The sequence below is a fragment of the Clostridium sp. TJA085 genome, assembly GCF_058310235.1.
Window position 1 is genome coordinate 904,257 of sequence record NZ_JBZEEZ010000001.1, and the last position, 24,334, is coordinate 928,590.

Consider the following 24,334-nt stretch of genomic DNA (forward strand, 5'->3'; position numbering starts at 1 on the left):
TTAATTAATGTTTAAAATGCCTAATACCTGTAAACACCATTGATATACCATGTTCATTACATGCATCTATAGATTCTTGATCTCTTAAAGAACCTCCTGGTTGTATTATTGCTTTTATTCCATACTTAGCTGCTTTATCTACAACATCTCTAAAAGGGAAAAATGCATCTGATGCCAAAATTGTTGCTCCCTTTCCTCTTCTTAGAGCATCTTCTGTTGGCCAAATTCTATTAACTTGTCCTCCCCCAATACCTAATGCAATTCCATCATGTGCTACTACAATAGCATTTGATTTAACATATTTTACAACCTTCATTCCAAATATTAAATCATTCATTTCTTCTGAAGTTGGTTTTACTTCTGTAACAACTTTTAATTCATTAAAAAGATTTTTATCTTCTTCTTGTACTAATATTCCTCCATCAACTGTAACCATATACTTATCATCTTTTGGAAGATTTTTAAATTCAAGAACTCTTAAATTTTTCTTTTGCTTTAATATTTCTAATGCATCATCATCATATTCTGGTGCAGCAATAACTTCTAAGAAAATTTTAATCATCTCTTCAGCTGTTCTCTTATCAACTTTTTTATTAAAAGCTACTATTCCTCCAAATATTGATGTAGGATCAACTTCATAAGCTTTAATATAAGCTTGGTAAGTATCTTTTCCAACTGCCACTCCACATGGTGTATTATGCTTTAATGCACAACATGATGGTTCATCAAATTCATTAGCACATTTCCAAGCTATATCTACATCTTTAAAATTGTTGTATGAAAGTTCTTTTCCGTTTAAAACATTAAATGTATTCATTGCCCCATCTAGCATAGTTGATTCATAAAAAGCAGCACTTTGATGAGAATTTTCACCGTATCTTAATTGTTGTTTTTTTATAAACGAAACTGAAAGATATTCCGGATATTCTATATCATCTAATAAAAAGTTTGAAATTGCAGCATCATAAGCGCTCATTAAATTAAATACTCTTCCTGCTAATTTTTTTCTAAGTTTATAAGAAACATCATTATTTTTTTCCATTTCATCCATTACAATTTTATAATCATTTTTATCAGATATAACTACTACATCTTTAAAATTTTTAGCAGCAGCTCTAAGCATTGTTGGGCCGCCAATATCAATAAATTCTACTTTTTCATCAAACTCTAAATTTTCACGAACTTTTTCAAAAAATGGATATAAATTTACAACAACATAATCTATTGTACTTATTTCTTTTTTGTTTAGCGTATTCATATGTTCTTCATTTTCTCTTATTGCTAATATACCTGCATGTATATTAGGATGTAATGTTTTAACTCTTCCATCTAACATTTCTGGAAAATCAGTAATTTCATTAACTTCAATTACTGAAATTCCATTTTCCTTTAAATACTTATATGTTCCACCAGTTGATATTATTTCAACATTTCTATTGATTAAAAACTTTGCAAATTCTAATATTCCCTCTTTATCAAACACGCTAATTAAAGCTCTCTTTTTCATTAAATTATTCCTCTCCTTTTAAAATATTTACTTTACCCTCTTTAATTTTCACTTTTCCTTCGCTTATATATTTAATAGCTAAAGGAAGTAATTTATGTTCTTTCTTCAAAACTCTATTTTGAAGTATTTCTGGAGTATCATTAAAATAAACTTTAACAGCTTCTTGTAATATTATTTCTCCACCATCTATCTCATTATTTACAAAATGGACTGTACATCCAGATATCTTTACTCCACTTTGTATAACTTTTTTATGAACATTTAATCCATACATTCTCTCACCACAAAATGAAGGAATTAATGATGGATGTATATTTATTATTTTGTCTTTATATTCTTCTAATAATTTTCCTTCCAATATAGAAAGATATCCTGCAAGAACTATTAAATCAATTTCTTTCTTTTTTACTAATTCTAATATTTTATAAGAAACTTTATCTCCAAATTCTTTTTTAGATACAATAAACGTATCTATATTATGTTTTTTAGCCCTTTCTATTGCATATATACCTTCACGACTTCCTATAACCATCTCTATTTTACAATTCAAAAAACCATTTTCCACACTATCTATTATTGCTTGAAGATTACTTCCACTTCCTGATGCCAGTATTGCTATTTTAAACAAATCCCTTCACCTCCAGAAGTTATACTTCCTATTTCATAAGCAACTTCTCCCATCTCTAATAAATCTCTTAAAATATTTTCAGTATCCTCTTTATCAATACAAATTACAAAACCTATTCCCATATTAAAGGTATTGTACATATGACTTTTTTCTACTCCACGATTAATTATTTCCTCAAATATTTTAGGTAATGGATAACTGTCAGTTTTTATAACAGCAGTTAATTCTCTTCCATTAAACATTCTAGGAATATTTTCTATAAAGCCACCACCAGTTATATGTGCCATACCTTTTATTTCATATTTTTCAAGAAGAGAAAGTATTGGTCTTACATATATTTTTGTTGGTTTAAGTAAAGTTTTCCATATAGACTGTCCATCAAAATTTTCATCTAAATCTTTAAATAATTTTCTAACTAATGAATATCCATTAGAGTGTATTCCTGATGATGCAATTCCTATAAGACTGTCACCAGCTTTTATATTTTTTCCACTTATTATTTTGTCTTTCTCTACAATCCCAACAGCAAATCCTGCTATATCATATTCTCCATCTCTATAAAACCCTGGCATCTCAGCAGTTTCACCACCTATTAAAGAAGTATCAGATAACATACATCCTTCTGCAACTCCTTTTACTAAGTCAGATGAAACTCTAGAATCTAATTTTCCACAAGCAATATAATCTAAGAAAAATAATGGTTTTGCTCCATGACATAAAATATCATTTACACACATAGCTACACAGTCAATTCCAACAGTATCATATTTTTTAGTTTTAAAGGCTATATCAAGTTTAGTTCCAACTCCATCTGTTCCTGATACTAAAACAGGCTTTTTATATCCTTCAGGAAGTTCAAACATTCCAGCAAATGAACCTAAACCATTTAAAACTAATTCCCCCATAGTTTTATTTGCATATTCTTTTATAAGCTTAACTGATTTGTATCCTTCTTCAATATTTACTCCACTTTCTTTGTAAGTTATCATTGCTCAAACCCTACCTTTCAAGATTATCTTCTATATCTTCCATAGGTGCTGAAACTGGATAAATTCCATTAAAACATCCAACACAAAAATTTCTTCTTCCATTAAAACTATCATACATTCCTTCTAAACTTAAATATCCCAAATAATCACAACCAATATCATCTTTTATTTCTTCTAAAGATTTATTTGCGCCTATAAGTTCACTTCTATATGGAGTGTCTATTCCAAAATAACAAGGATATTTAACTACTGGTGAAGCAACTAAAAAATATACTTCCTTAGCTCCAGCCCTTCTTAATGATTCAATTAAATGTTTTGATGTTGTTCCTCTAACTATAGAATCATCTATAAGAACAACTCTTTTTCCTTTAACATTTACTTTTAAAGGATTAAGTTTTACAGCAACAGCTCTTTCTCTCATTTCTTGTGAAGGAGTTATAAAAGTTCTTCCTATATATCTGTTTTTAACAAATCCAATATTATAAGGTATATTAGAAGCCTTTGCATACCCCATAGCTGCTGGTATTCCTGAATCAGGAACTGCAATAACAACATCAGCTTCTAATTGATGCTCCTTATAAAGTTTTTCTCCTTGCTTAACTCTACAACTATAAACATCAAGACCATCCATTGTAGAATCAGGTCTTGCAAAATATATATACTCAAATGAGCAAGTTTGACAAACAGTATTTTCTGAATATCTATAACTTTTAATTCCACTATTATCTATTATTATTATTTCACCTGGATTTACATCTCTTATAAATTCTGCCCCTACTGAATCTAATGCACAACTTTCTGAAGATAATATATAATTCTCTTTATATTTACCAATACATAAAGGCCTTATTCCATTTGGATCTCTAACTCCTATAAGCTTATCTTTTGTCATAATAACCATAGCGAAAGAACCTCTAACTGCTGATATAGCATTGATTACAGCTTTTTCTATACCTCTTTTTGCTCCTCTTGCTATAAGACTTGTAATAACTTCTGAATCTACTGAGGTATGAAAAACATGTCCACCATCTTCTAAAAGTTCTCTTATAACATTAGCATTTACTATATTTCCATTATGAGCTGTTGCTATTTGACCTAATTTTGTACTACTTAAAAGAGGCTGTGAATTTTCAATTGTTTTAGCTCCTGCAGTTGAATATCTAACATGACCTATTGCTATATTTCCTTTTTTTTCTCTTAAAAATTCTATATCATCATTTTTAAAAGCATCCGTGATTATTCCAAGCCCCTTATGTGCAATAATTTCCTCTCCATTTGCTACTGCAATTCCTGTGCTCTCTTGCCCTCTATGTTGAAGTGCATAAAGACCATAATAAGTTAATTCTGAAACATCTATCCCATCTTTTGAATAAACCCCAAATACTCCACACTCATCTTTAAATTTATCGTTTTGAGGATCTATAATATATTCTTCTCTAGAATTAATCATAAAATAATACCTCTCTTTTTTTAAAATTACCCTTTAATTCTATTTAATATTTCTTTGTATGCTTCCTCTACATTTCCTAAATCTCTTCTAAATCTATCTTTATCTAATTTTTCTCCTGTTGTTGCATCCCAAAATCTACATGTATCTGGTGAAATTTCATCAGCAAGTAAAATTTCTCCTTTTTCATCTCTTCCAAATTCTATTTTAAAATCTATTAAATTTATATTTTGTTTCTTAAAAAATTCTTTTAATAAGTCATTTATCTTATTTGTCATATCATAAATCTTATTAAGCTCTTCAAAAGTTGTAGCTCCAATTGCTACTGCATGATAATCATTTATAAGTGGATCTCCTAAAGAATCATCTTTATATGATAGTTCAAAAACTGTAGTTTTAAGATTAAATCCTTCTTCAATTCCTAATCTCTTTGCCATACTTCCAGCTGCCACATTTCTAACTATTACTTCAAGTGGAATTATAGAAACTTTTTTACAAAGCTGATCTCTATCATTTAATTTTTTTATAAAATGAGTCTTTATTCCAGATTCATTTAACATTTGAAAAATTTTTGATGTTATTGAATTATTTAAAATACCTTTGTTATTTATTTGAGATTTTTTTTCTCCATTAAAAGCTGTTGCATCATCTTTGTAATGAACTATAACTTCATTTTCATTTTTGCTTCTAAATATTTGTTTTGCCTTTCCTTCATATAACATTTCTAATTTTTCCATTATAAATCAACTCCTTTTGAATTTTCTTCTATAAACCTTTTTTTCATTCTTCTTCTAAAGTCAACTAAATCGTCTTTTATATTAGGATATTTAAGTGAAAGCATTTGTACAGCAAGCATTCCTGCATTATAACTATTATTTATACCAACTGTTGCAACTGGTATTCCCTTTGGCATTTGAACGATTGATAGAAGTGCATCCATCCCCTCAAGTGCTGCCTTAACCGGAACTCCAATGACTGGAATTGTTGTATGACTTGCAATAACTCCAGGAAGATGTGCCGCTAGACCTGCCCCCGCAATAATTATTTCACACCCTTTATCTTCTATTTCTTTTAATGTTTCAATTAACTTTTCTGGTACTCTATGTGCTGATAAAATAAACGCTTCATATTCAACATTAAATTCTTTTAAAGCATTGGCAGCTCCTCTCATAATCTCTATATCTGATTTACTCCCAAAAAATATAGCTACTTTCATTTATAAAACACCTCTTTTATTTAAAATAATTTACTCCTGCTTTAAATATTTTTTGATCAAAGTTTCCTAATATATTTTTATAAAGATTTTCCCCAACTCTTTCTGAGTGCCCCATCTTACCAAAGATTCTTCCATCTTTACTTGTTATACCTTCAATTGCAAAAACTGAACCATTTGGATTAAATGGCATATCCATTGTAGGTTCTCCATTTAAATCAACATACTGAGTTGCAACTTGTCCATTATCTATAAGTTCTTTTATAAGATTTTCATTTGCTACAAATTTACCTTCACCATGAGATATTGGAATTTGATGAATATCTGAAACTTCTACTTCACTAAGCCAAGGAAACTTATTTGAAACTATTTTTGTATTTACTATAGTTGACATATGCCTATTTATATCGTTATAAGTTAATGTTGCTGAATCTTCATCTATATCTCTTATCTCCCCATAAGGAAGTAATCCTAATTTTATAAGTGCTTGAAAGCCGTTACAAATTCCTAAAATTAATCCATCTCTATTATTTAAAAAATTCATAACACTATTCTTTATTTTTTCATTTCTAAATATAGTTGCTATAAATTTAGCTGATCCATCTGGTTCATCTCCAGCTGAAAAACCTCCTGGTATCATTATTATTTGAGCTTTATCAATTTCTTCTTTCAATTTATCAATAGATTCTAATAACATCTCTTTATTTAAATTTCTTATAAGTACTTCAGTAACAATTGCTCCTTCTTTTTCAAAAGCTTTTTTGCAATCATACTCGCAGTTTGTACCAGGAAATACTGGAATTACAACTTTAGGATTTTTAATTTTAACTTTTGATGATTTTATTTTAAAATTATTTTTTTCTTCTATTTTTATACCGCTTATATCGCTATTTTTACTATTTATTTTTGATTTAAATACATTTTCTAACTTTTCTTCATATGCTTCTTGTAAATAATTCAAATTAAATTCTAAGTCATATTCGTTACATCTAATATAATTACTTTCTAATGTTTTACCTATTACTTTATAATTTGTTCCTTCAAAATCTTTCTCTATATTTATATCTTTTTTAACTTCTAAAATTAAACTTCCATAGTTAAAACCAAATAACTCATCTTTAGAAACATTACTAAATTCTACTCCAATTTTATTTCCTAATGCCATCTTTGTTATTCCTTCAGCCACTCCACCAAACTTAATTGAATATGCTGAAATTACTTTTTTATCACATATTAATTCATGTAATTTATTAAAATTATTTTTTAATATATTTATATTTAATGTTCCATCTTCTATTTTTTTAGATTTTAACATTATAATTGTTGAGTTTTTCTCCTTAAACTCTGGTGAAATAATATTTTTAGCTTTCTCAACAGTTACTGCAAATGAAATAAGACTTGGTGGAACATCAATATTTTTAAAAGTTCCTGACATAGAATCTTTTCCACCTATTGCTGGAATTTCTAAATCTTTTTGTGCTTTAAATGCCCCAAGTAATGCACTAAATGGCTTTCCCCATCTTTCTTCATCATTTCCTAACTTCTCAAAATATTCTTGAAGCGTTAACCTTATTTTTTTATAATCTCCACCCATAGCTACAACCTTTGTAACTGATTCTATTACAGAATAATATGCCATATGAAACGGACTCCAAGTTCCAAGATAAGGATTAAATCCATATGTCATAATTGATGCATCTTTACTTTCTCCATTTAACACTGGAATTTTTGCTGCCATTCCTTCTGCTGGAGTAATTTGATACTTCCCTCCAAGTGGCATAAGAACTGTATTTCCACCAATAGTTGAATCAAATCTTTCTATAAGCCCCTTTTTGCTACATACATTTAAACTTTTTAATACATTAATCCATTTTTCTTTTATATCTACATTTTCTACATCATATGGATATTCTTCTATTTTATTAATCTTTATATTAGTTTCTTGAGTTTTTCCATTTGTATCTAAAAAACTTCTTTTTATATCAACTATTGTTTTACCTCTCCAAGTCATTTTAAGTCTTTCATCATCTGTAACTTCTGCAACAACTCTAGCTTCCAAATTTTCTTCTTCTGAAAGCTCTATAAACCTTTTAGCATTTTCCCTTTTTACTACAACAGCCATTCTTTCTTGTGATTCTGATATAGCAATTTCAGTTCCATCTAATCCTTCATATTTTTTTGTTACTTTATCTAAATCTATATTAATACCTCTACAAAGCTCCCCTATTGCAACCGATACTCCACCAGCTCCAAAATCATTACACCTTTTAATCATTTTAGAAACTTCTTTATTTCTAAATAATCTTTGTATTTTTCTTTCAATTACTGGATTTCCTTTTTGCACTTCAGCACCTGAAGTTTCTATTGAATCTTCTGTATGTTCCTTTGAAGAACCAGTTGCCCCACCAATTCCATCTCTTCCAGTTCTTCCGCCAACAAGTATTACTACATCAGAAGCATTTGGAGCTTCTCTAACAACATTTTCTTTTGGAGCCGCTGCAATTACTGCTCCAATTTCCATTCTCTTTGCCACATAATTTGGATGATATACCTCATCAACTTGACCTGTTGCAAGTCCTATTTGATTTCCATAAGAACTATATCCATTAGCTGCCCCTAGTGTTATAGTTCTTTGTGGAAGTTTACCTTTTAAAGTTTCTTGTATGCTAACTGTAGGATCAGAAGCTCCTGTAATTCTCATTGCTTGATATACATACGTTCTTCCAGATAAAGGATCTCTTATAGCTCCTCCAAGGCAAGTTGCTGCTCCTCCAAAAGGTTCTATTTCCGTTGGATGATTATGTGTTTCATTTTTAAACATTAAAAGATATTCTTCTATACCTTTATCAGTTTCAACATTTACTTTTATTGAGCAAGCATTTATTTCATCTGATAAATCTAAATCATCAAGTAATCCCTTAAGCTTAAGCTCCTTCATTGATAAAGTTGCTATATCCATAAGGCTTATTTTTCTATTTGTATTTTCACCATATACAAATTCTCTTGATTTTATGTAATTTTCATATGATTTTTTTATTGGGTTTGTATATTTACTTTCTTCTATTTGGATTTTTTTGATAGATGTTTCAAAGGTAGTATGTCTACAGTGATCAGACCAATAAGTATCTATTACTTTAATTTCAGTAATACTAGGATTTCTATTTTCTTCTTTAAAATAATCTCTAATCATAATTAAATCTTCAAAACTCATTGCAAGTCCTTGAGTTTTATGAAAATTTTTCAATTCATTATCCTTTTTAGTTATAAAATCATTCAATATTTCAATATCTTTAGGAATAATTGTATTATTTACCAATTCATTTGAATATAAAGAAACTTCTCTAGAATCTACTGGATTTATATAATATTTTTTTATTTTTTCTATTTCATTCTTTGAAAGATTTCCTTTTAAAACAATAACTTTTGAAGATTTAACCTCTGAATTGTTATTAGATGTTAATAGCATTATACATTCTTTTGCAGAATCTGCACGTTGATCATATTGCCCTGGCAAATATTCAACACAAAAAGCAATCTCATCTTCTTTTAACTTTATAATATCTTCATAAACATTATCAACTGGTGGTTCTCTAAAAATAGTGTTTAATGCCTCTTTATAATAAATTTCTTCTAAATTTCCTATTACATATTTATTTAATACTCTTATATTAATTAAATTATCTACTTTTAAATTTTCCTTAAAATCTTTTAAAAGTATATTTGCCTCTATATCAAAGCCATCTTTTTTTTCAACAAATATTATTTTATTATTAACCATCTTATCCCTCCACCATATTTTTATTAATCCTTTTATAAATACCTCTTTTTGTAAATTCAGAATATCACTCCGCAGCAAAAAAGTCAACATTATTCATTTTATTTATTTTAATATTCGTATTATAATCCGTATATTAATTTAATATATTCTTTTTAAAATACGTATTTAATACATTTTTTATTTTAAAATAAAAAAAAGCTGGTGATATCACCAGCAAGTTTCAACCTACGTAACCTCCTCTTTATGTAGAAGGTCATTTTTATTATAAACAAATTTAAAATTATTTATGCTAATAAGATAATTTAAAATATATTTTTAATTATCTTTTTAATCCATGCAATAAATCCTGTTTCTTCTTCTTGATTATTTTCTTTAACTTCCTTTGTTTCTGGGGCCTTTATTTCATTTGTTTTCATAATGAATTTTACACTACCATCCATTTTATTATTTTTTCCTGTAAAAGTATCATATTCAGTAGATAATTTTACAAGCTCATCTTTAACTTCAATTACATCTTCAACCTTTTCTGTTGCCTCTTCTCCTTTATTACTTAAAGTTTTTATTCCCTTTTCATTAAATTCCTTCATACCATTATTTAATTTTTGACTTCCATCAGCAAGTTGATTTACTCCATCCTCTAATTGTGGTAAACTCTTTATTAACTCTCTTGCTCTTTGTACATTTCCTTTTTCTAATGATGATCTAGTTATTCGAAGTATATCTTCACTATCTTTTAAATCCTGTTGCATTGAAAGTAATTTATTACCCAAATATTTTACTTCCTTAATATTTAATTCTCCATTTCCACTACTTAATACAGCCTTAATACTATCTATTGTTTTTTGTGAAGAATCTAAATCATTATAAAATTTATTTATACTTTCTATTAAATTTTTATTTTCTTTTATTCCATTAATCATTTTATTTATTGATTCTATATTATTTTTATTTAATTTTATATCTTCTGATAATAAATTTAAGTTATTCTTTAATCCTTCTATAGCTTTTATATCATTTTCATTTAAACTTAAAATACTATCTCCAATTCCTTTTATTATTTTTTGATTATTATTGTCTTTATAGCTTGAATAAAATTTCGCTATATTAGCTCTTGAGCTTTCATTTGAAAGAACACTACTAGTTGAATTTAATATTGGATCTAATTCTTTTAAGTCCTTTATACTTGCCATAATGCCTTTCATATTTTCTCCATATCCATTTATTTTTTTAGCATCTAATTGTATTTGATCTTTTGTAAAATCTTTTTCTGTTAGACTATTTATTACATTTTTTAATTGAGCTCCTTGACTTCCGTAGACTCCATCAATATATTTATTCACCTTTGCTTTTGCTTCTGCTAATGGTATTTTATTTTGATTCATTTCACCAATAACCATTGATTTCATTATCAAATAACTTGATCCATAAACCTTCATATCTGATGCCATAACATTCATATTTTTTAGATTTTCATTACTCAACATTTTTTGAGTATTTTTTATTTTTGAATTTATATAACCTAAAAAATTATTAGCCTTTTTATCTAAGCTTCCACCTGGTGTTGAATTTATAGCCCCATCTAATACTTTTTCCATTGGTTCAATTGAATTCTTTGCTTTCCTTGCTGAATTTATTAAATTTTGACCTCTTTTTAAGTTTTGTCCACTTACAATATTTGTCATATTATTTAATTTTTTTAAAGTTTCAGGATTTATATTTTCATATCCCTCTTTTAACTTCGTTATATCATTTAAAAGCTTATTAAAGTTGTCATCTTTTGAAAGCCCTCTAAAAGTATTAATTGAAGCTTCTAAAAGCTTTTGGTTTTGTAATATTCCTTCTCCATCTTTTATTAAAGTATTAACTTTATCAACATTATCCTCTGTAAATAAAGATAATACTTCTTTTGTTTTTTCTGTGTTTATATTTTTTGCAAAATAAGCATCATCTATTAATTTATTTGCTTTTGATACCTGTTTATCTGAATTTATAATTCCAAGAGCTTCTTTTAGATTATTGTTATTTAATTGTCTCTTTCCTTTATCTAATTCTTTTTTAGCTTTAAGTAACCCTTCACTTAAGGCATTAGTTCCTTTAAGCAATTCATCTGATGCATCATTTAATTTATTTAAAGAATCTTTTATTTCATCTATTGAATCAGCAGCTTTTAATTTACTTAAATCAGGCAACTGTGTTGTTGCAGTTATCATTATAGGTCCAAGTTCAAAATTCTCTACATATCCTTCTATTACTAACTTATCTTCAAGATTTATTTCTAAATCTTTATCATTTAAATTTAAACTTTCTTTAAGACCTGGAAATGCAGCAAAGGCTACAATATTATTATTTCCTTCTGATATAATTGTTCCTGAATTTACTTTTAAATCTTTAAATTTATCAATAGGAAGTTTAACTATAGTTGCTGTAGTTAATGGTGTATATATCTTTCTTGTTTTTCCATTAATATTTACATTTTTTGATGATTTATTTTTAAATTCTAATTCCATCCTTATTTTTCCTGACTTACCTGCAATCTCATTTTCCTTAACCTTTTCATCATTAATAAAATAATTTATTTTTACATCAAGTGGAATTTCTTTATCAGTATTTCCGCTATAATAAAGATCACTTCCATTTACCTTCCACTTAAGCTTATCTCCATCTTTAATTGGCTTATCATCGCCTTTTATATTTTCTATATTTTTAAGACTTGTCTCATCTTCTATATCTAAATTTCCTGAATCTGTGTGTATCCAGTTAGTAACTGTTGTTTTCTCTACCTTACCATCAGAACTTAGATTTACATATACACTTTCATCTTTGTTTATTTCACTAGCTCCCGCAATTGTACTTGTAGCCATAGAACCTATTATTGCTAATGCTATTACTTTTTTAGACATTGATTTATACATAAATATCTCCCCCTGACTTATAAATTTTAACCACGCCATTTTAATGATGTTTTGTTTATTATTCCTTCTGAAACTAATAATAAAGATGGTAATATTAAAAGAATTACTGCCATACTAATTAAAGCTCCTCTAGAAATTAAAAAACAAAGACTTCTAATTAATGACATATCTGATACCATTGCTACAGCTCCTGTTGCTCCAAAAAAAGTAAGTCCAGATGTAACAATAGATTTTGCTGATCCTTTTACCGCTATAAGTATAGCTTCATGTTTTTTATATCCCTTTCTAAGTTCTTCTCTAAACCTAGATGTCATTAAAATTGCGTAATCAACTGTTGCTCCAAGTTGTATTGTTCCAATTACTATACTAGCTACAAAAGGAATTTCATTTCCAGTATAATAAGGAATACCCATATTTATAAAAATAGCAAATTCTATAGCAGAAACTAAAAGTATTGGTACTGATATTGATTTAAATACTATTAGTATTATCAAGAATATTGCTATTATTGAATATACTGATACCATTTTAAAATCTCTATCTGAAGTTGTTATTAAATCCTTTGTAAGAGGTCCCTCACCAGCAACTAAAGCGCCTTTATCATAACTTTTAACGATATCTATAATTTCATCAATTTGTTTATTTTCTTCATCTTTTGCTGCCTTATATTCTGAATTTGCAAGTATAAGATTATATCCACCACTTTTAAATATCTCCCTTATATTTTTAGGAATAAATTCTTCTGGAACTGCTGGACCTATTAATTTATCATAAGATATTACTGATGTTATTCCTTTAACATCCTCTATTTTCTTTGTTATTTCTTTAACCTTATATGGTTTTACATTTTCATTAACTAAAATAAAATGTGTTGTCATCATATTAAACTTATCTTTTAATTTATTTGTTGCTACTATAGATGGCATATCCTTTGGCAAAGTTTCATCTAAATTATAATAAACCTTTGCATTATTTGAACCATATATAGCTGGAACTAAAAGTATAAAAAATATTGCTATAAAAACTTTATAGTGAGTTGTTACAACTTTTGATAAATTATCAAAATTAGGAATTATAGTTTTATGTTTATATTTGTGAATTAATTTATCAAAAGTAAGGATTAATGCAGGTAATACTGTTACTGAACATATAACTCCAATTACAACACCCTTAGCCATAACTAAACCAATATCTCTTCCAAGAGTTAAATCCATAGCACATAAAGCTAAGAAACCAGCTATTGTAGTTAATGATGATCCTGATATTGAAAGCATTGTTGTTTGAATTGCTTCTGCCATAGCTTGCTTTCTATTCTCAAACCTTGTAAGTTCTTCTTCATACCTATGCATTAAAAATATTGAGTAATCCATAGTAACTCCAAGTTGAAGTACAGCCACCAAAGCTTTAGTTATATAGGAAATTTCACCAAATATTATATTAGTACCAAGATTAAATAGTATTCCAATTCCTATTGATACTAAAAATATTATAGGTACAAATGTAGATTCCATAGAAATTAATAAAACTACTAAAGAAATTATTACTGCCAATATTACATAAAACGGTGTTTCTTTATCAGCTAAATCTTTTGTATCTTTAAGAATCGCTGACATACCACTTAAAAAGCACTGGTTATTTGTTACTGATTTTATTTTTTCAATTGCATTTAATGTATTTTCTGATGCAACTGAATCATTATATTTTATAATGACCATAGTTGAATCACCATTAAACATTTGTTTTTTAACATCATCTGGTAACATATCTTTAGGAACTGATATGTCTAGTGCATCATCTATCCAAATAGCATTTTCTACACCTTCAATATTTTTAATTTTTTCCTTAAGTTTTACTACATCCTTATTTGGCATGCCTTCAATTATAAGCATTGAAGTTGCAGCATCTGAATAAACATCATCAAGTACTTTTTGCCCTTTTGTAGAATCTAAATTCTGTGGTAAGTAACTTAAAATATCATAATTTATTTTCGTATTTATAAAACCAAAAATAGCTGGAATTATTAATACTGCAGTTACTATTAAAACTGTTTTTGTGTGATTAGAAATCCACTTCCCAAAATTCTTCAATATTATCCCCCCTTATATGACTATTAGTCATTTATTTTTATTATACCATTATATGTATTAACATCCAAATATTTTGATTAAAATTTTATAAAGTTTTAAATAAACTTAAAATTTCCATTTAAATTTTCTGTGAATTATAAATACTGTTTTAAATATTAAACTTATTGTATAATAACTTTATAATATTAAATTTTAAGTTTAATATTTAACTTGAAGTATCTATATTAGCTATATTGCTTTATAAAATTTATAAATTAATAATAGTAAATATAATAAATATTTTTAAAGGAGCGTTTTTATTGTTTGGTTATGTAACTCCTCTAAAACCAGAATTAAAAATTAGAGAATATAATCAATTTAAAAGTTATTATTGCGGAGTTTGTTTAAGCATTAAAAATCTTTATGGAAACATTCCTAGAGTATCTTTAAATTATGATATGACTTTCTTGGCACTACTTTTAGATGGATTAATGAATGAAAAATTAGATTTAAAATTAAAAAGATGTATGGCTCATCCTACAAAAAAAAAGCCAATTTTATTAAATAATACTGCGTTAAACTATGCAGCTACTATGAATGTAGCTTTAGTTTATTATAAATTATTAGATGATGTTTATGATGATAATTCATTAAAGAGTAAATTTTTCCTTAATATTATGAAACCTTATCATAAAAAATTTCCATCTTCTATAAAAAAAATAAACTTATCTATTGAGGAAAATTTAAAATACCTCACAAAACTTGAAAATGATAGAAACTTTGTTTCTATAGATGAAATATGTGACCCTTTCAGTAAAATTGTAGGTATTATTCTTAAAGAATTTCCTTATAAGTTTAAAGAAGATTCATTAACTTTAAGGGAAAATCTTTATACTTTTGGCTATTCTTTAGGTAAGTGGATATATTTAATAGATGCTTTAGATGATTTAGAAAAAGATATGAAAGAAAAAAAATTTAATCCAATAAATTTTTTATACAACAAAAATAACTTAACTTATGATGAATTACTAAAAGAAATAAAAAAAAGAATTGAATTTAGTATTTTTAATTCAGCATATACTTGTAGAGAAATTTTATCTAAACTTCCTCTTAATAAAAATAGAGAGATTTTAGAAAATATAATTGACCTAGGTATGATGGATAAATACATTAATATAACAAATAAATGTAAGTGTAAAAAGAAAGGTAGTGAAATTTAAATGAATCCTTATGAAGTACTTGGCTTAAAAGAAGGAGCATCACAAGAGGAAATTAAAAGTGCATATAGAAAGCTTGTAAAACAATATCATCCAGATCAATATGGTGATAATCCCCTAAAAGATTTAGCACAAGAAAAGCTTACAGAAATAAATGCAGCTTATGATATGTTAACAAAAGGAAATAATAATTCAAGCTATAATACAAATAGTAATTATAACAATTCATCTTATAATAATCAAAGTAACAATGATATATATACTTTTCAAGAAATTAGAAGACTTATACAAAGTAGAAACATACCTTTAGCTGAAAATAAATTAAATTCAATATCTAACAGAAATGCTGAATGGAACTTCTTAATGGGAGTATGTCATCTTCAAAAAGGATGGTATGATTCAGCTGTTAATTATCTACAAACAGCTGTAAATATGGATCCTAATAACTTTGAATACAGGCAAGTATTAAATCAAATAAACATGAGAGCTAGTAATTATGGAAATCCATACAGAACATCTGGTGCAGGTAATGCAGATGCTTGCAATTGTTGTTTAAACCTTTGGTGTTTAGATAGTCTTTGTGAATGTTTTGGTGGCGATCTTATAGGTTGCTGTTAATAAGTTTTGGAGGCTTATTATTATGAAAAATTTAAAAGCTAAAGATTTAGCATTAGGTGGTATACTAACTTCATTAACTATAATTGTATTATTTATTAATATTCTTATACCAATAAATACTTTTGCTATTCTTACAATTTCATCTTGTTTTGTTCCTATAGCAATTATTAGAAGTAATGTACAGGTTGGAATCTTTGTTTATATAGCTTCATCTATAATAGGGTTCTTTTTAGTTCCATTAGATATAATGATTCCTTTTATACTTTACTTTGGAATTTATGGTTTAGTTAAGTTTTATATTGAAAAACTAAGAAATATGCCATTAGAAATATTATTAAAATTATCATTTTCAAATATAATGCTAATTTTAGGCTATATTTTATTCACAAAATTTATAGCACCTATAAATTTAAATATTCCTATATGGATTCTTATTATATTAGCTCAAATTGCATTTCTTATATTTGATTATGCCTTAACATTAATAATAACGTTTTATATTTCTAAATTTCATAATAAGTAAAAAAACAAAGCACTATTATTTTATAATAGTGCTTAATGTTATTCAAAAAATTTATATTTAATCATGTAAACTTCATTTTTAATTAATTGAATTTAATATTTTTTTAAGTATAATATCAATTACCTCTCCTAAAATTATTATTACAAATAATCTTGTATATACAAATAAAATATATGTTAAAATAACTAAACCGATTCCTGCATATCCAATTAATAAAATTGTGACTTTATTTAAAGAAATAGTACTATCCCTATTTAACTGATTTGATAAATTATCTATACTATCTATACATCCTTGAAATTTACCTTCAAAAAGAAATGCAATTACTCTATCAATAATAAATATACTCCAAAAAATAACGCTTAATTCATTTCTAAAAGCAAAAATATATATAAGCAACATAATTATACCTAATGTAGGTAATATATAATCCGCAACTATTTTTCTTAATTCTTCCATAATTAAATTCTCCTGTAACTTTAAATATTTTCGCTTATAATTATGATACCAATTATTTTGTATATATTGCAATAATTTAATCAAATATATAAAAAAAGATATACAATTTTGATTATTGTATATCTTTATAAAAATCATAATAACTTATAAAGCTGTTTTTCTAACAAAACACCTTCTTTAGCTTCATAGTCATATTTAATACTATATTCTATACACCCTTTTACAAAATCTGCTGAATTCTTAACTCCATCTTCTAATGTGTTTTTATTTAGTAATTCAGTACATAAAGTTGCTGTAAATATGTCACCTGTTCCTGGATAAGATTTTTCTAATCTTTCATGCTTTATAATGCTTAAATTTTCTCCTTCTAAAATAGCAATTCCTATTTTATCATTGCAAGGAACCGAAGTTATAACTATATTTTTAGCTCCAATTTTTCTTAAATCTTTTAAAATATCCTTTATATCTTCTTCTTGAAAATTTAAAAAATCTTTTTCTTTTCTTCCTGTCAAATATAGTGCTTCTGTAAAATTTGGTGTAATTAAATCACTATATTTTAAAATCCTCTTTAGCTTTTCTACATAATCATTATTAAACCCATTATAAAGAGTATTATTATCTCCAAATATAGTATCTAATATAACTAATCCATCCTTTTTTTCTTTTAAAAATAATTCTACTTGTTCTATTTTTTCTTTATTACCTAAATAACCTATTAAAGTTAAATCAAAATTTATTTTATTTTTATTCATGCTCTCTAGTGATTGCTTAATAAAATTTTTACTATCGATTTTTGCTATACTTTTAAAACCACCTGTATGGCTTGATAATACTACAGTCGGAATAGGACAAACCTCTATTCCCCTAATACTCATTATAGGTAATATGTTTGTAATAGATGCTTTGCCAATAGAACATAGGCTGTGTATTACTAAAGCTCTATTTATAGGTTTCTTCAAAATTTATCTCTCCGTTCCGATTAATTCATTTGCTTTATAAATATTTTACTAGCTGATTTTATAGCTATTGATAAAGGTATTGCAATAGCTACTCCTATGGTAGTTGTTGTTATTGATGTTAGAAGTGATGTTACAGCTCCTTGCCATCCCTTAAATATTATCCAATTAAAAATAAAATATCCAACTAATGATACTATACCTCCAGATATAAAACCAATCATATTTTGTACTATATTTTTCCCCTCTTTACCATTCATAAAACAAATCTTACCTGCAACATATCCTGTTAACCCTTTAATTATAAACGTAGGAATTGTCCAAAGTACAAATGCAGGATTTAATGCATCCATAAGTGCACTACCTATAGCTGCAGGAATAAAAGCTTTTTCTCCAATTAATACTGCAACTATAAATATAACTGTTGTTCCTAGATGTATCATTGACATCCCAGCACCTATTGGAATTTCAATATGAATATAAGTTCCTAAAAATACTAAAGCTGAAAACATTGATAACATAACAAGCTTTTTAGTGCTCATTTTTTTCATTTTAACTTCCCCCCATTTATTTTTTAATCTTCTTTTATGTTATGCTTTTAAAGTATCAACTGTCAAATGTAACGATACATTATAATAAATAAATATTATAATTACCTATAAACTTATTTATTTCAAAAAAAATAGGGCTGTAAAACAGCCCTTATATTTTAATATTATTTCATTAATTTTGTAATCTTCTTGCTAAGTAATAATAATACTATTCCAAGTACTATACATACTCCTGATATTGAACCAAATATTTCTAAAGGTCCTAATGTTTCTAATCTTGATGCTATAACACCAGCTAATAAATTTGCTACTCCTGTTGCAGCAAGCCATAATCCCATTAATAATGAAGCATACTTAATTGGTGCAAGTTTTGATACCATTGATAAACCAATTGGTGATAAACATAACTCTCCAACAGTATTACAGAAATATGTTAATACAACCCACCACATACTTGCTTTGGCTACTGGATTTTCAGCGCCTCCAATTGACATAACTGCTCCTACCATAAATAAGAAACCAATTCCTAATATTATCATACCCATTCCCATTTTAACTGGTATTGATAAATCACCTTTATCTCTATTTGCTAATCTAATCCATAACTTAGCTAATATTGGTGAAAGTATTAAAACAAAGATTGGGTTACATGATTGGAACCATGAAACTGGTATTGTCATTCCAAAAAGTTCTCTATTAGTTAATTTTTGAGTAAACATTGTTAATGAACTTCCTGCTTGCTCAAAGCCTGTCCAGAAGAAAATAACAAATGCTGCTAATATTATTATAGATAATACTCTTCTTTTTTCTTGCTTAGTTAAAGGTTCATTACTTGCCTTTTTATTTTCATTTTTAGCTTCTTCCTTATTAATTCCCCCAACATGAGATAAATATTTTGGTGAAAATACCATAAATATAATCGCACCTAGAACCATACCAATAGCAGCTGCTAAAAATCCATATTTAAATCCATAATGCATAACACCATTTGAAGTTGTTGCGAAGATATTTTCTGCTAATAATCCACATATTAAAGGTGCTATTAATGAACCTAAGTTTATTCCCATATAAAATATTGTAAATGCTGAATCCTTACGCTTATCACCTTTATCATAAAGTTGACCAACAACAGTTGATATATTAGGTTTAAAGAATCCATTACCAGCAATTAATAACGCTAATCCTATGTAAAGCCCTACTCTACTTCCATTAACAAATAATGAGAAGTTACCTATGGCCATAATAATTGCTCCAATTAATATAGCTTTCTTTTGTCCTAAGAAATTATCTGCAAGCCATCCTCCAATAATTGGAGTAAAATATGTGCATCCAGTATAAATAGCATATATAAAAGCCCCTGAACTTACACTATAACCTAAACCACCTTGTACAAGACTTACTGTTAAGTAAAGCATTAAAAGTGATCTTAATCCGTAATAACTAAATCTTTCCCACATTTCAGTTAGGAATAATAAGTAAAGACCTGCTGGATGTTTTAATCTACTTTTTGTAGCAGGTACATCTAATGTTGTCATAAAAATTCCCCTTTTCATTTATCTTTTGCTTCAATTTTGCAATTTGTTTTTGAAAACTTTCTTTAATCGATGATAAAATTATAGCATTTACTGAAAAATAATTCAAGTTATTTCTTGCTTTTATTTAATTCAATTAACTTTTTTGTGAAATTTATATATTTTATAAGGGTATTTTTTATTAATTTAATAATAAAATATCATTTTTTTAATTTTCCTTTATTAATCCTTTAATTTTTTTATTGTATTTCCATACAGTACATTTGATTTTTTATGTAATACACTTGCAAGTTATAATAATATAAGATTCATTTTAGAGTTGATAATTGACACTTTATTAATAATAAATAAAAATTCAAACATAAATTTAATTTAAATTCTTCTGTTATACCTGAAATTTTCTTAAAATAATAAAAATAATTATTTTAGAATATTTACAAAAGAATATATAATTTTGTATTAATAAATTTAATTGTCTTTTTAATAAAATATAAATTTATTTCAAATAAAAAATTACAAGTATAAACTATAAATTAGAATATACTTGTAATTTAATATTCGTAAAATCATTTTATTTTTGATACTATTCTTAAAATATCACTCAAACTTATTTTATGTTTTGAATTTGTCTTTTCTATATATTTTATTAATTCTTCATCTGTATTTTTATTAAAGATTTTTATATCCTCATTATTTAATTTTATATTTAACTTTGTATCCTCAAAATAATAAATTATACCCCTTACCTTAATATTATATCCTATTTCTTTTATGTACTCATTAATATTATTCATTTGCTTTTTTAATATAAATATAGGATTATTTATTTTTTTGAAACCAAATTTATTTTCTAGTTCCCACTTATTATCAAAATCATTTCCTCTTATAATTCCATTATCATTCCTACTATATATTATAAAAATCCCTTTATCATTTATACATAATGTATCAATATAATTTATTCCACTTTTTAAAGATATTTTTACATTATTTAATATATAATTCTTATTATCTAATCGCCTTAAAACAGCAGGTTCTATTTTAATATCTTTATTTTTCCGTTTATTTAAATCAATAAACCCATTTTTAAACTGTTGTTTTTTTAAATATTTATTTTTGGAATAACTATATGTTAATACTAAAGATATTAGTATTATAGTAAAATCATAATATTCATCTAAAATTTTATAAACATAAAAAAAGCTATCTATTACTTCAAATAATAATTTAACTATAAATATAAATATTATAAAAGTAATTATAATTGAAAATTTATTAAGTTCTACTTTTCTAACTAATTTTTCTTCTTTAATATTAGTAACATCTATTAGTATAGCCATTTATTTCACCTCATTACATAAATTAAAGGCTAGAAATTATTTCTAGCCCTTATTATTATGTACCAATATTAAAATTATTATATAAAATTATACTATTTTAATTATTCAACATGAGATGCTAAATCTTGAAGTTTTTCCAGTGCTAATGCTGCTCTTTCATCATCATCTACAAGAACAACTAAAAAATCTCCAGAAAGAATTTTTGTATTTCCTTTTGGTATAATTTCTTTTCCACCTCTCTTTATAGCAACTAAAAGACATCTATTTGGCCATTCTATATCTTTTATAAATTTACCTTCAACTTTACTTCCCATAAATACTGAAACCTCTAATAATGTTTTATTAACATAAGCCTTACATTCTTCACTATCACAATCTAAGTTACCACATTTTTTAAGTCGTCTTTCTAAAAGACTTTCATATATAGGTTCTGATTTTAATATATCAGAAGTAACATATGAAGCAATTACAACTACAGTAAGTGCTAATAAATGTTCAAATGATCCTGACATTTCAGTAATCAAAACAATTCCTGTTATAGGAGCTTTAACTATTGATGCAAAGTGTCCTGCCATAGCAAGTATTATAAAATTAATTATATATATTACCGGTATATTAGCTGCCTTACAAACAACTATTCCAAATATATTTCCAACTATTGCTCCTAATACTAACAATGGAAAGAATATTCCTCCAGGAGAATTAGAACCGAAACTTATAAATGTAAATAAGTATTTAACAATTAAAAATAAAAGTAACATCCAAATAGTGAATCCTCCATTTACAAGACTCATAATAAGAATATGTCCCCCACCTAAAAGAAGTGGTGCTGTAAGTCCAATTATTCCTGCACATATGAAAGGAATCATTACTTTTATTTGAACTGGAACATTTTTAAACTTACCATATATATCTTGTGTTTTAAGTATTCCTTTGCTAAAAATCGCACCAGTAATTCCTAATATAATTCCTAATAATATTAACGCCCAATAATATTTTAATGGAAATACTTTTACATCTGAAAAACCTAGAGCAGGTTCAATTCCTAAAAAATTTTTACACATAAAATCTGCTGCTATAGAGGCTGACATAGCTGAAAGTAAAACCAACGGAGAAAAATTTTTATGTACTTCTTCTAATGCAAATATAACTCCTGATAAAGGAGCATTAAAAGCTCCAGCAAGACCTGCACTTGCACCACTTGTTATTAAAAACTTATCTTCAATATTTATTCTTTTACATACCTTTGAGAAACCTTGCCCTATTGATGCCCCCATTTGAACTGATGGACCTTCACGACCTACTGATAATCCAGCAACTAATGCCATAGTTCCACCAACAAATTTAAAAACTAAAACTCTTAACCAATTAGCCTCAAGCCTTTTCATAAGTATGCCTTCTACCTGCGGTATACCACTACCTGATATCATAGGATCCTTTTTAACTAAACATCCAACTATAAATCCCATAATTCCTAAAACTACAAAAACTAAAATTATGTCTAATGGATTTCCTTTTGCATAAACGTAAAATTTAATTAGTAGAGGAGATAATTTTTCAACTAGCACTCTATTTGCAACAATTACTAATCCTGCAATTAATCCAATAAGTGCAGATTCCCATATTAATCTAATTTTCAAATTATTTCTATGGGGAAAAATTTCTTCTACTCCATCTTTATTTTTTTTCATTAATAATTCCCCCTTAAATACAGTCTATTTTTAATTATATATTTTATTTATAATAATAGAAAATTATATTAATCTCTTAAATTGCTACTTGGTATCATTTTATTTGATTTAATTTAATTAAATCTAAATTAACATATATTTCTTTAAATATCTCTTAATATCTATTATTATCCTCTAATTTCTAATATATATAATTTAATTTTTTGTAAACTAAAATATAAAGAGAGAGTATTTACCTCTCTCTTTATATTTTATAACCATTTTTTAAAATTTATATGGCTATTTCTTCTTTACTTTTAAGAATTTCTATTATCTTATTTGATTTCATTTCTAATATTCCACAATTCAAAACAATTTCTTTTGATTTATTATAATTATTAAAAATTTCTACTGCATTATCAAAATCATTAAAAACCTTCCAATAACCACATATTAAACATTTCTTTTTATTACATTCCATAAAATCAATAACATCATCTAATGGTATCCCTAAAAATATTCCAAGTTCATGAGGACAATGAATCTTTTCATATCTATAAACTAAAACATTTAATATATCTTTGATATTAAAATTTAAATTAATTGTATATCCTAATTTAATTAAAAACATTTTTATCTTTTTTGAACTTATAACTTTTTTTAATTTTTCCTCTGAATATATAAGTAATATAATAGCGTTTTCATCTTCTCTTAATACAATATAATCTAAGTCTATCTTATTCATAAAAGTTTTTTTATAATTTCTCCAAATTAAATATTCTTTACTTTTCTTTTTTAAAGTTATAGTTGAAGATGGCTTAAAGCCACTTACTACTGGTGCTAACAAAAATAACATATATTTATCAAAGTATTCAATATCACTAACATAATTTAATTTATCCATAAATAATTTAACTTTATTCCCCAT

19 protein-coding genes are annotated in these 24,334 nt (G+C 26.2%); 3 read left to right on the plus strand and 16 right to left on the minus strand.

Features of this window, described 5'->3' with window-relative positions:
* Positions 1-4 precede the first annotated feature (4 nt).
* From purH to AC4FQW_RS04765, 9 genes are all read right to left on the minus strand, one after another.
* Entirely contained in the window at positions 5-1,507 is a 1,503-nt protein-coding gene (gene purH / locus AC4FQW_RS04725) for a bifunctional phosphoribosylaminoimidazolecarboxamide formyltransferase/IMP cyclohydrolase (RefSeq protein ID WP_491147534.1), read from the minus strand.
* A 4-nt stretch (positions 1,508-1,511) separates the two neighbouring features.
* A complete protein-coding gene (gene purN, locus AC4FQW_RS04730) occupies positions 1,512-2,135 on the minus strand; it encodes a phosphoribosylglycinamide formyltransferase (protein ID WP_491147536.1) in 624 nt (207 codons plus the stop codon).
* The gene (gene purM / locus AC4FQW_RS04735) at positions 2,123-3,124 is read right to left on the minus strand and encodes a phosphoribosylformylglycinamidine cyclo-ligase (protein ID WP_303129272.1); all 1,002 of its coding nucleotides are present in this window, start codon (positions 3,122-3,124) and stop codon (positions 2,123-2,125) included. The genes purN and purM overlap by 13 nt, the downstream gene beginning before the upstream one ends.
* 10 nt (positions 3,125-3,134) lie before the next feature.
* Positions 3,135-4,574, minus strand: coding sequence for an amidophosphoribosyltransferase (gene purF / locus AC4FQW_RS04740; RefSeq protein ID WP_491147538.1), 1,440 nt, complete (start codon positions 4,572-4,574; stop codon positions 3,135-3,137).
* 26 nt (positions 4,575-4,600) lie between these two features.
* Positions 4,601-5,308, minus strand: a complete 708-nt coding sequence (gene purC, locus AC4FQW_RS04745; RefSeq protein WP_491147540.1) for a phosphoribosylaminoimidazolesuccinocarboxamide synthase — start codon at positions 5,306-5,308, stop codon at positions 4,601-4,603.
* Entirely contained in the window at positions 5,308-5,787 is a 480-nt protein-coding gene (purE, locus tag AC4FQW_RS04750; protein ID WP_303129276.1) for a 5-(carboxyamino)imidazole ribonucleotide mutase, read from the minus strand. Before purE ends, purC begins: the two co-directional genes overlap by 1 nt.
* A gap of 16 nt (positions 5,788-5,803) precedes the next feature.
* Complete coding sequence (locus AC4FQW_RS04755; RefSeq protein WP_491147542.1) at positions 5,804-9,562, minus strand: phosphoribosylformylglycinamidine synthase; 3,759 nt, start codon at positions 9,560-9,562, stop codon at positions 5,804-5,806.
* 302 nt (positions 9,563-9,864) lie between these two features.
* Positions 9,865-12,474 carry a hypothetical protein gene (locus AC4FQW_RS04760; RefSeq protein WP_491147544.1) on the minus strand — a complete coding sequence of 870 codons (2,610 nt, stop codon included), beginning with the start codon at positions 12,472-12,474 and terminating at the stop codon, positions 9,865-9,867.
* A 26-nt stretch (positions 12,475-12,500) separates the two neighbouring features.
* Positions 12,501-14,561 (minus strand): efflux RND transporter permease subunit, encoded by a 2,061-nt coding sequence (locus AC4FQW_RS04765; protein ID WP_491147546.1) that lies wholly within the window; start codon positions 14,559-14,561, stop codon positions 12,501-12,503.
* A 299-nt stretch (positions 14,562-14,860) separates the two neighbouring features.
* Between AC4FQW_RS04765 and AC4FQW_RS04770 the strand changes: the two genes are divergently transcribed.
* The 3 genes from AC4FQW_RS04770 to AC4FQW_RS04780 are packed head-to-tail and all read left to right on the plus strand — an operon-like array spanning position 14,861 to position 16,898.
* Complete coding sequence (locus tag AC4FQW_RS04770; protein WP_491147548.1) at positions 14,861-15,760, plus strand: DUF5685 family protein; 900 nt, start codon at positions 14,861-14,863, stop codon at positions 15,758-15,760.
* Positions 15,761-16,375, plus strand: a complete 615-nt coding sequence (locus AC4FQW_RS04775) for a J domain-containing protein (RefSeq protein ID WP_491147549.1) — start codon at positions 15,761-15,763, stop codon at positions 16,373-16,375.
* A gap of 22 nt (positions 16,376-16,397) precedes the next feature.
* Positions 16,398-16,898, plus strand: coding sequence for a hypothetical protein (locus AC4FQW_RS04780; RefSeq protein WP_491147551.1), 501 nt, complete (start codon positions 16,398-16,400; stop codon positions 16,896-16,898).
* Positions 16,899-16,976: 78 nt separating this feature from the next.
* Here the strand turns inward: AC4FQW_RS04780 and AC4FQW_RS04785 are convergent, their stop codons facing one another.
* From AC4FQW_RS04785 to AC4FQW_RS04815, 7 genes are all read right to left on the minus strand, one after another.
* The gene (locus AC4FQW_RS04785; RefSeq protein ID WP_491147553.1) at positions 16,977-17,357 is read right to left on the minus strand and encodes a hypothetical protein; all 381 of its coding nucleotides are present in this window, start codon (positions 17,355-17,357) and stop codon (positions 16,977-16,979) included.
* Positions 17,358-17,491: 134 nt separating this feature from the next.
* On the minus strand, positions 17,492-18,316 hold the full coding sequence (locus AC4FQW_RS04790) for a pyridoxamine kinase (RefSeq protein ID WP_491147555.1): 825 nt from the start codon (positions 18,314-18,316) through the stop codon (positions 17,492-17,494).
* A 20-nt stretch (positions 18,317-18,336) separates the two neighbouring features.
* On the minus strand, positions 18,337-18,864 hold the full coding sequence (locus AC4FQW_RS04795; RefSeq protein WP_303129292.1) for an ECF transporter S component: 528 nt from the start codon (positions 18,862-18,864) through the stop codon (positions 18,337-18,339).
* Positions 18,865-19,028: 164 nt separating this feature from the next.
* Positions 19,029-20,399: a peptide MFS transporter gene (locus tag AC4FQW_RS04800; RefSeq protein WP_303129294.1), complete on the minus strand. Its 1,371-nt coding sequence runs from the start codon at positions 20,397-20,399 to the stop codon at positions 19,029-19,031.
* 563 nt (positions 20,400-20,962) lie between these two features.
* The gene (locus tag AC4FQW_RS04805) at positions 20,963-21,736 is read right to left on the minus strand and encodes a nuclease-related domain-containing protein (protein WP_491147557.1); all 774 of its coding nucleotides are present in this window, start codon (positions 21,734-21,736) and stop codon (positions 20,963-20,965) included.
* 101 nt (positions 21,737-21,837) lie between these two features.
* Positions 21,838-23,427: a ClC family H(+)/Cl(-) exchange transporter gene (locus AC4FQW_RS04810; RefSeq protein ID WP_303129297.1), complete on the minus strand. Its 1,590-nt coding sequence runs from the start codon at positions 23,425-23,427 to the stop codon at positions 21,838-21,840.
* Between the two features lie 271 nt (positions 23,428-23,698).
* Positions 23,699-24,334, minus strand: coding sequence for a DUF3793 family protein (locus tag AC4FQW_RS04815; RefSeq protein WP_491147560.1), 636 nt, complete (start codon positions 24,332-24,334; stop codon positions 23,699-23,701).

Excerpts from the sequence above, each read along its gene's own strand:
- purH (WP_491147534.1), bottom strand. The coding sequence starts at position 1,507 with ATGAAAAAGAGAGCTTTAATTAGCGTGTTTGATAAAGAGGGAATATTA.
- purM (WP_303129272.1), bottom strand. The coding sequence starts at position 3,124 with ATGATAACTTACAAAGAAAGTGGAGTAAATATTGAAGAAGGATACAAA.
- purF (WP_491147538.1), bottom strand. The coding sequence starts at position 4,574 with ATGATTAATTCTAGAGAAGAATATATTATAGATCCTCAAAACGATAAA.
- purC (WP_491147540.1), bottom strand. The coding sequence starts at position 5,308 with ATGGAAAAATTAGAAATGTTATATGAAGGAAAGGCAAAACAAATATTT.
- purE (WP_303129276.1), bottom strand. The coding sequence starts at position 5,787 with ATGAAAGTAGCTATATTTTTTGGGAGTAAATCAGATATAGAGATTATG.
- AC4FQW_RS04755 (WP_491147542.1), bottom strand. The coding sequence starts at position 9,562 with ATGGTTAATAATAAAATAATATTTGTTGAAAAAAAAGATGGCTTTGAT.
- AC4FQW_RS04760 (WP_491147544.1), bottom strand. The coding sequence starts at position 12,474 with ATGTATAAATCAATGTCTAAAAAAGTAATAGCATTAGCAATAATAGGT.
- AC4FQW_RS04775 (WP_491147549.1), top strand. The coding sequence starts at position 15,761 with ATGAATCCTTATGAAGTACTTGGCTTAAAAGAAGGAGCATCACAAGAG.
- AC4FQW_RS04780 (WP_491147551.1), top strand. The coding sequence starts at position 16,398 with ATGAAAAATTTAAAAGCTAAAGATTTAGCATTAGGTGGTATACTAACT.
- AC4FQW_RS04785 (WP_491147553.1), bottom strand. The coding sequence starts at position 17,357 with ATGGAAGAATTAAGAAAAATAGTTGCGGATTATATATTACCTACATTA.
- AC4FQW_RS04795 (WP_303129292.1), bottom strand. The coding sequence starts at position 18,864 with ATGAAAAAAATGAGCACTAAAAAGCTTGTTATGTTATCAATGTTTTCA.
- AC4FQW_RS04800 (WP_303129294.1), bottom strand. The coding sequence starts at position 20,399 with ATGACAACATTAGATGTACCTGCTACAAAAAGTAGATTAAAACATCCA.
- AC4FQW_RS04805 (WP_491147557.1), bottom strand. The coding sequence starts at position 21,736 with ATGGCTATACTAATAGATGTTACTAATATTAAAGAAGAAAAATTAGTT.
- AC4FQW_RS04810 (WP_303129297.1), bottom strand. The coding sequence starts at position 23,427 with ATGAAAAAAAATAAAGATGGAGTAGAAGAAATTTTTCCCCATAGAAAT.
- AC4FQW_RS04815 (WP_491147560.1), bottom strand. The coding sequence starts at position 24,334 with ATGGGGAATAAAGTTAAATTATTTATGGATAAATTAAATTATGTTAGT.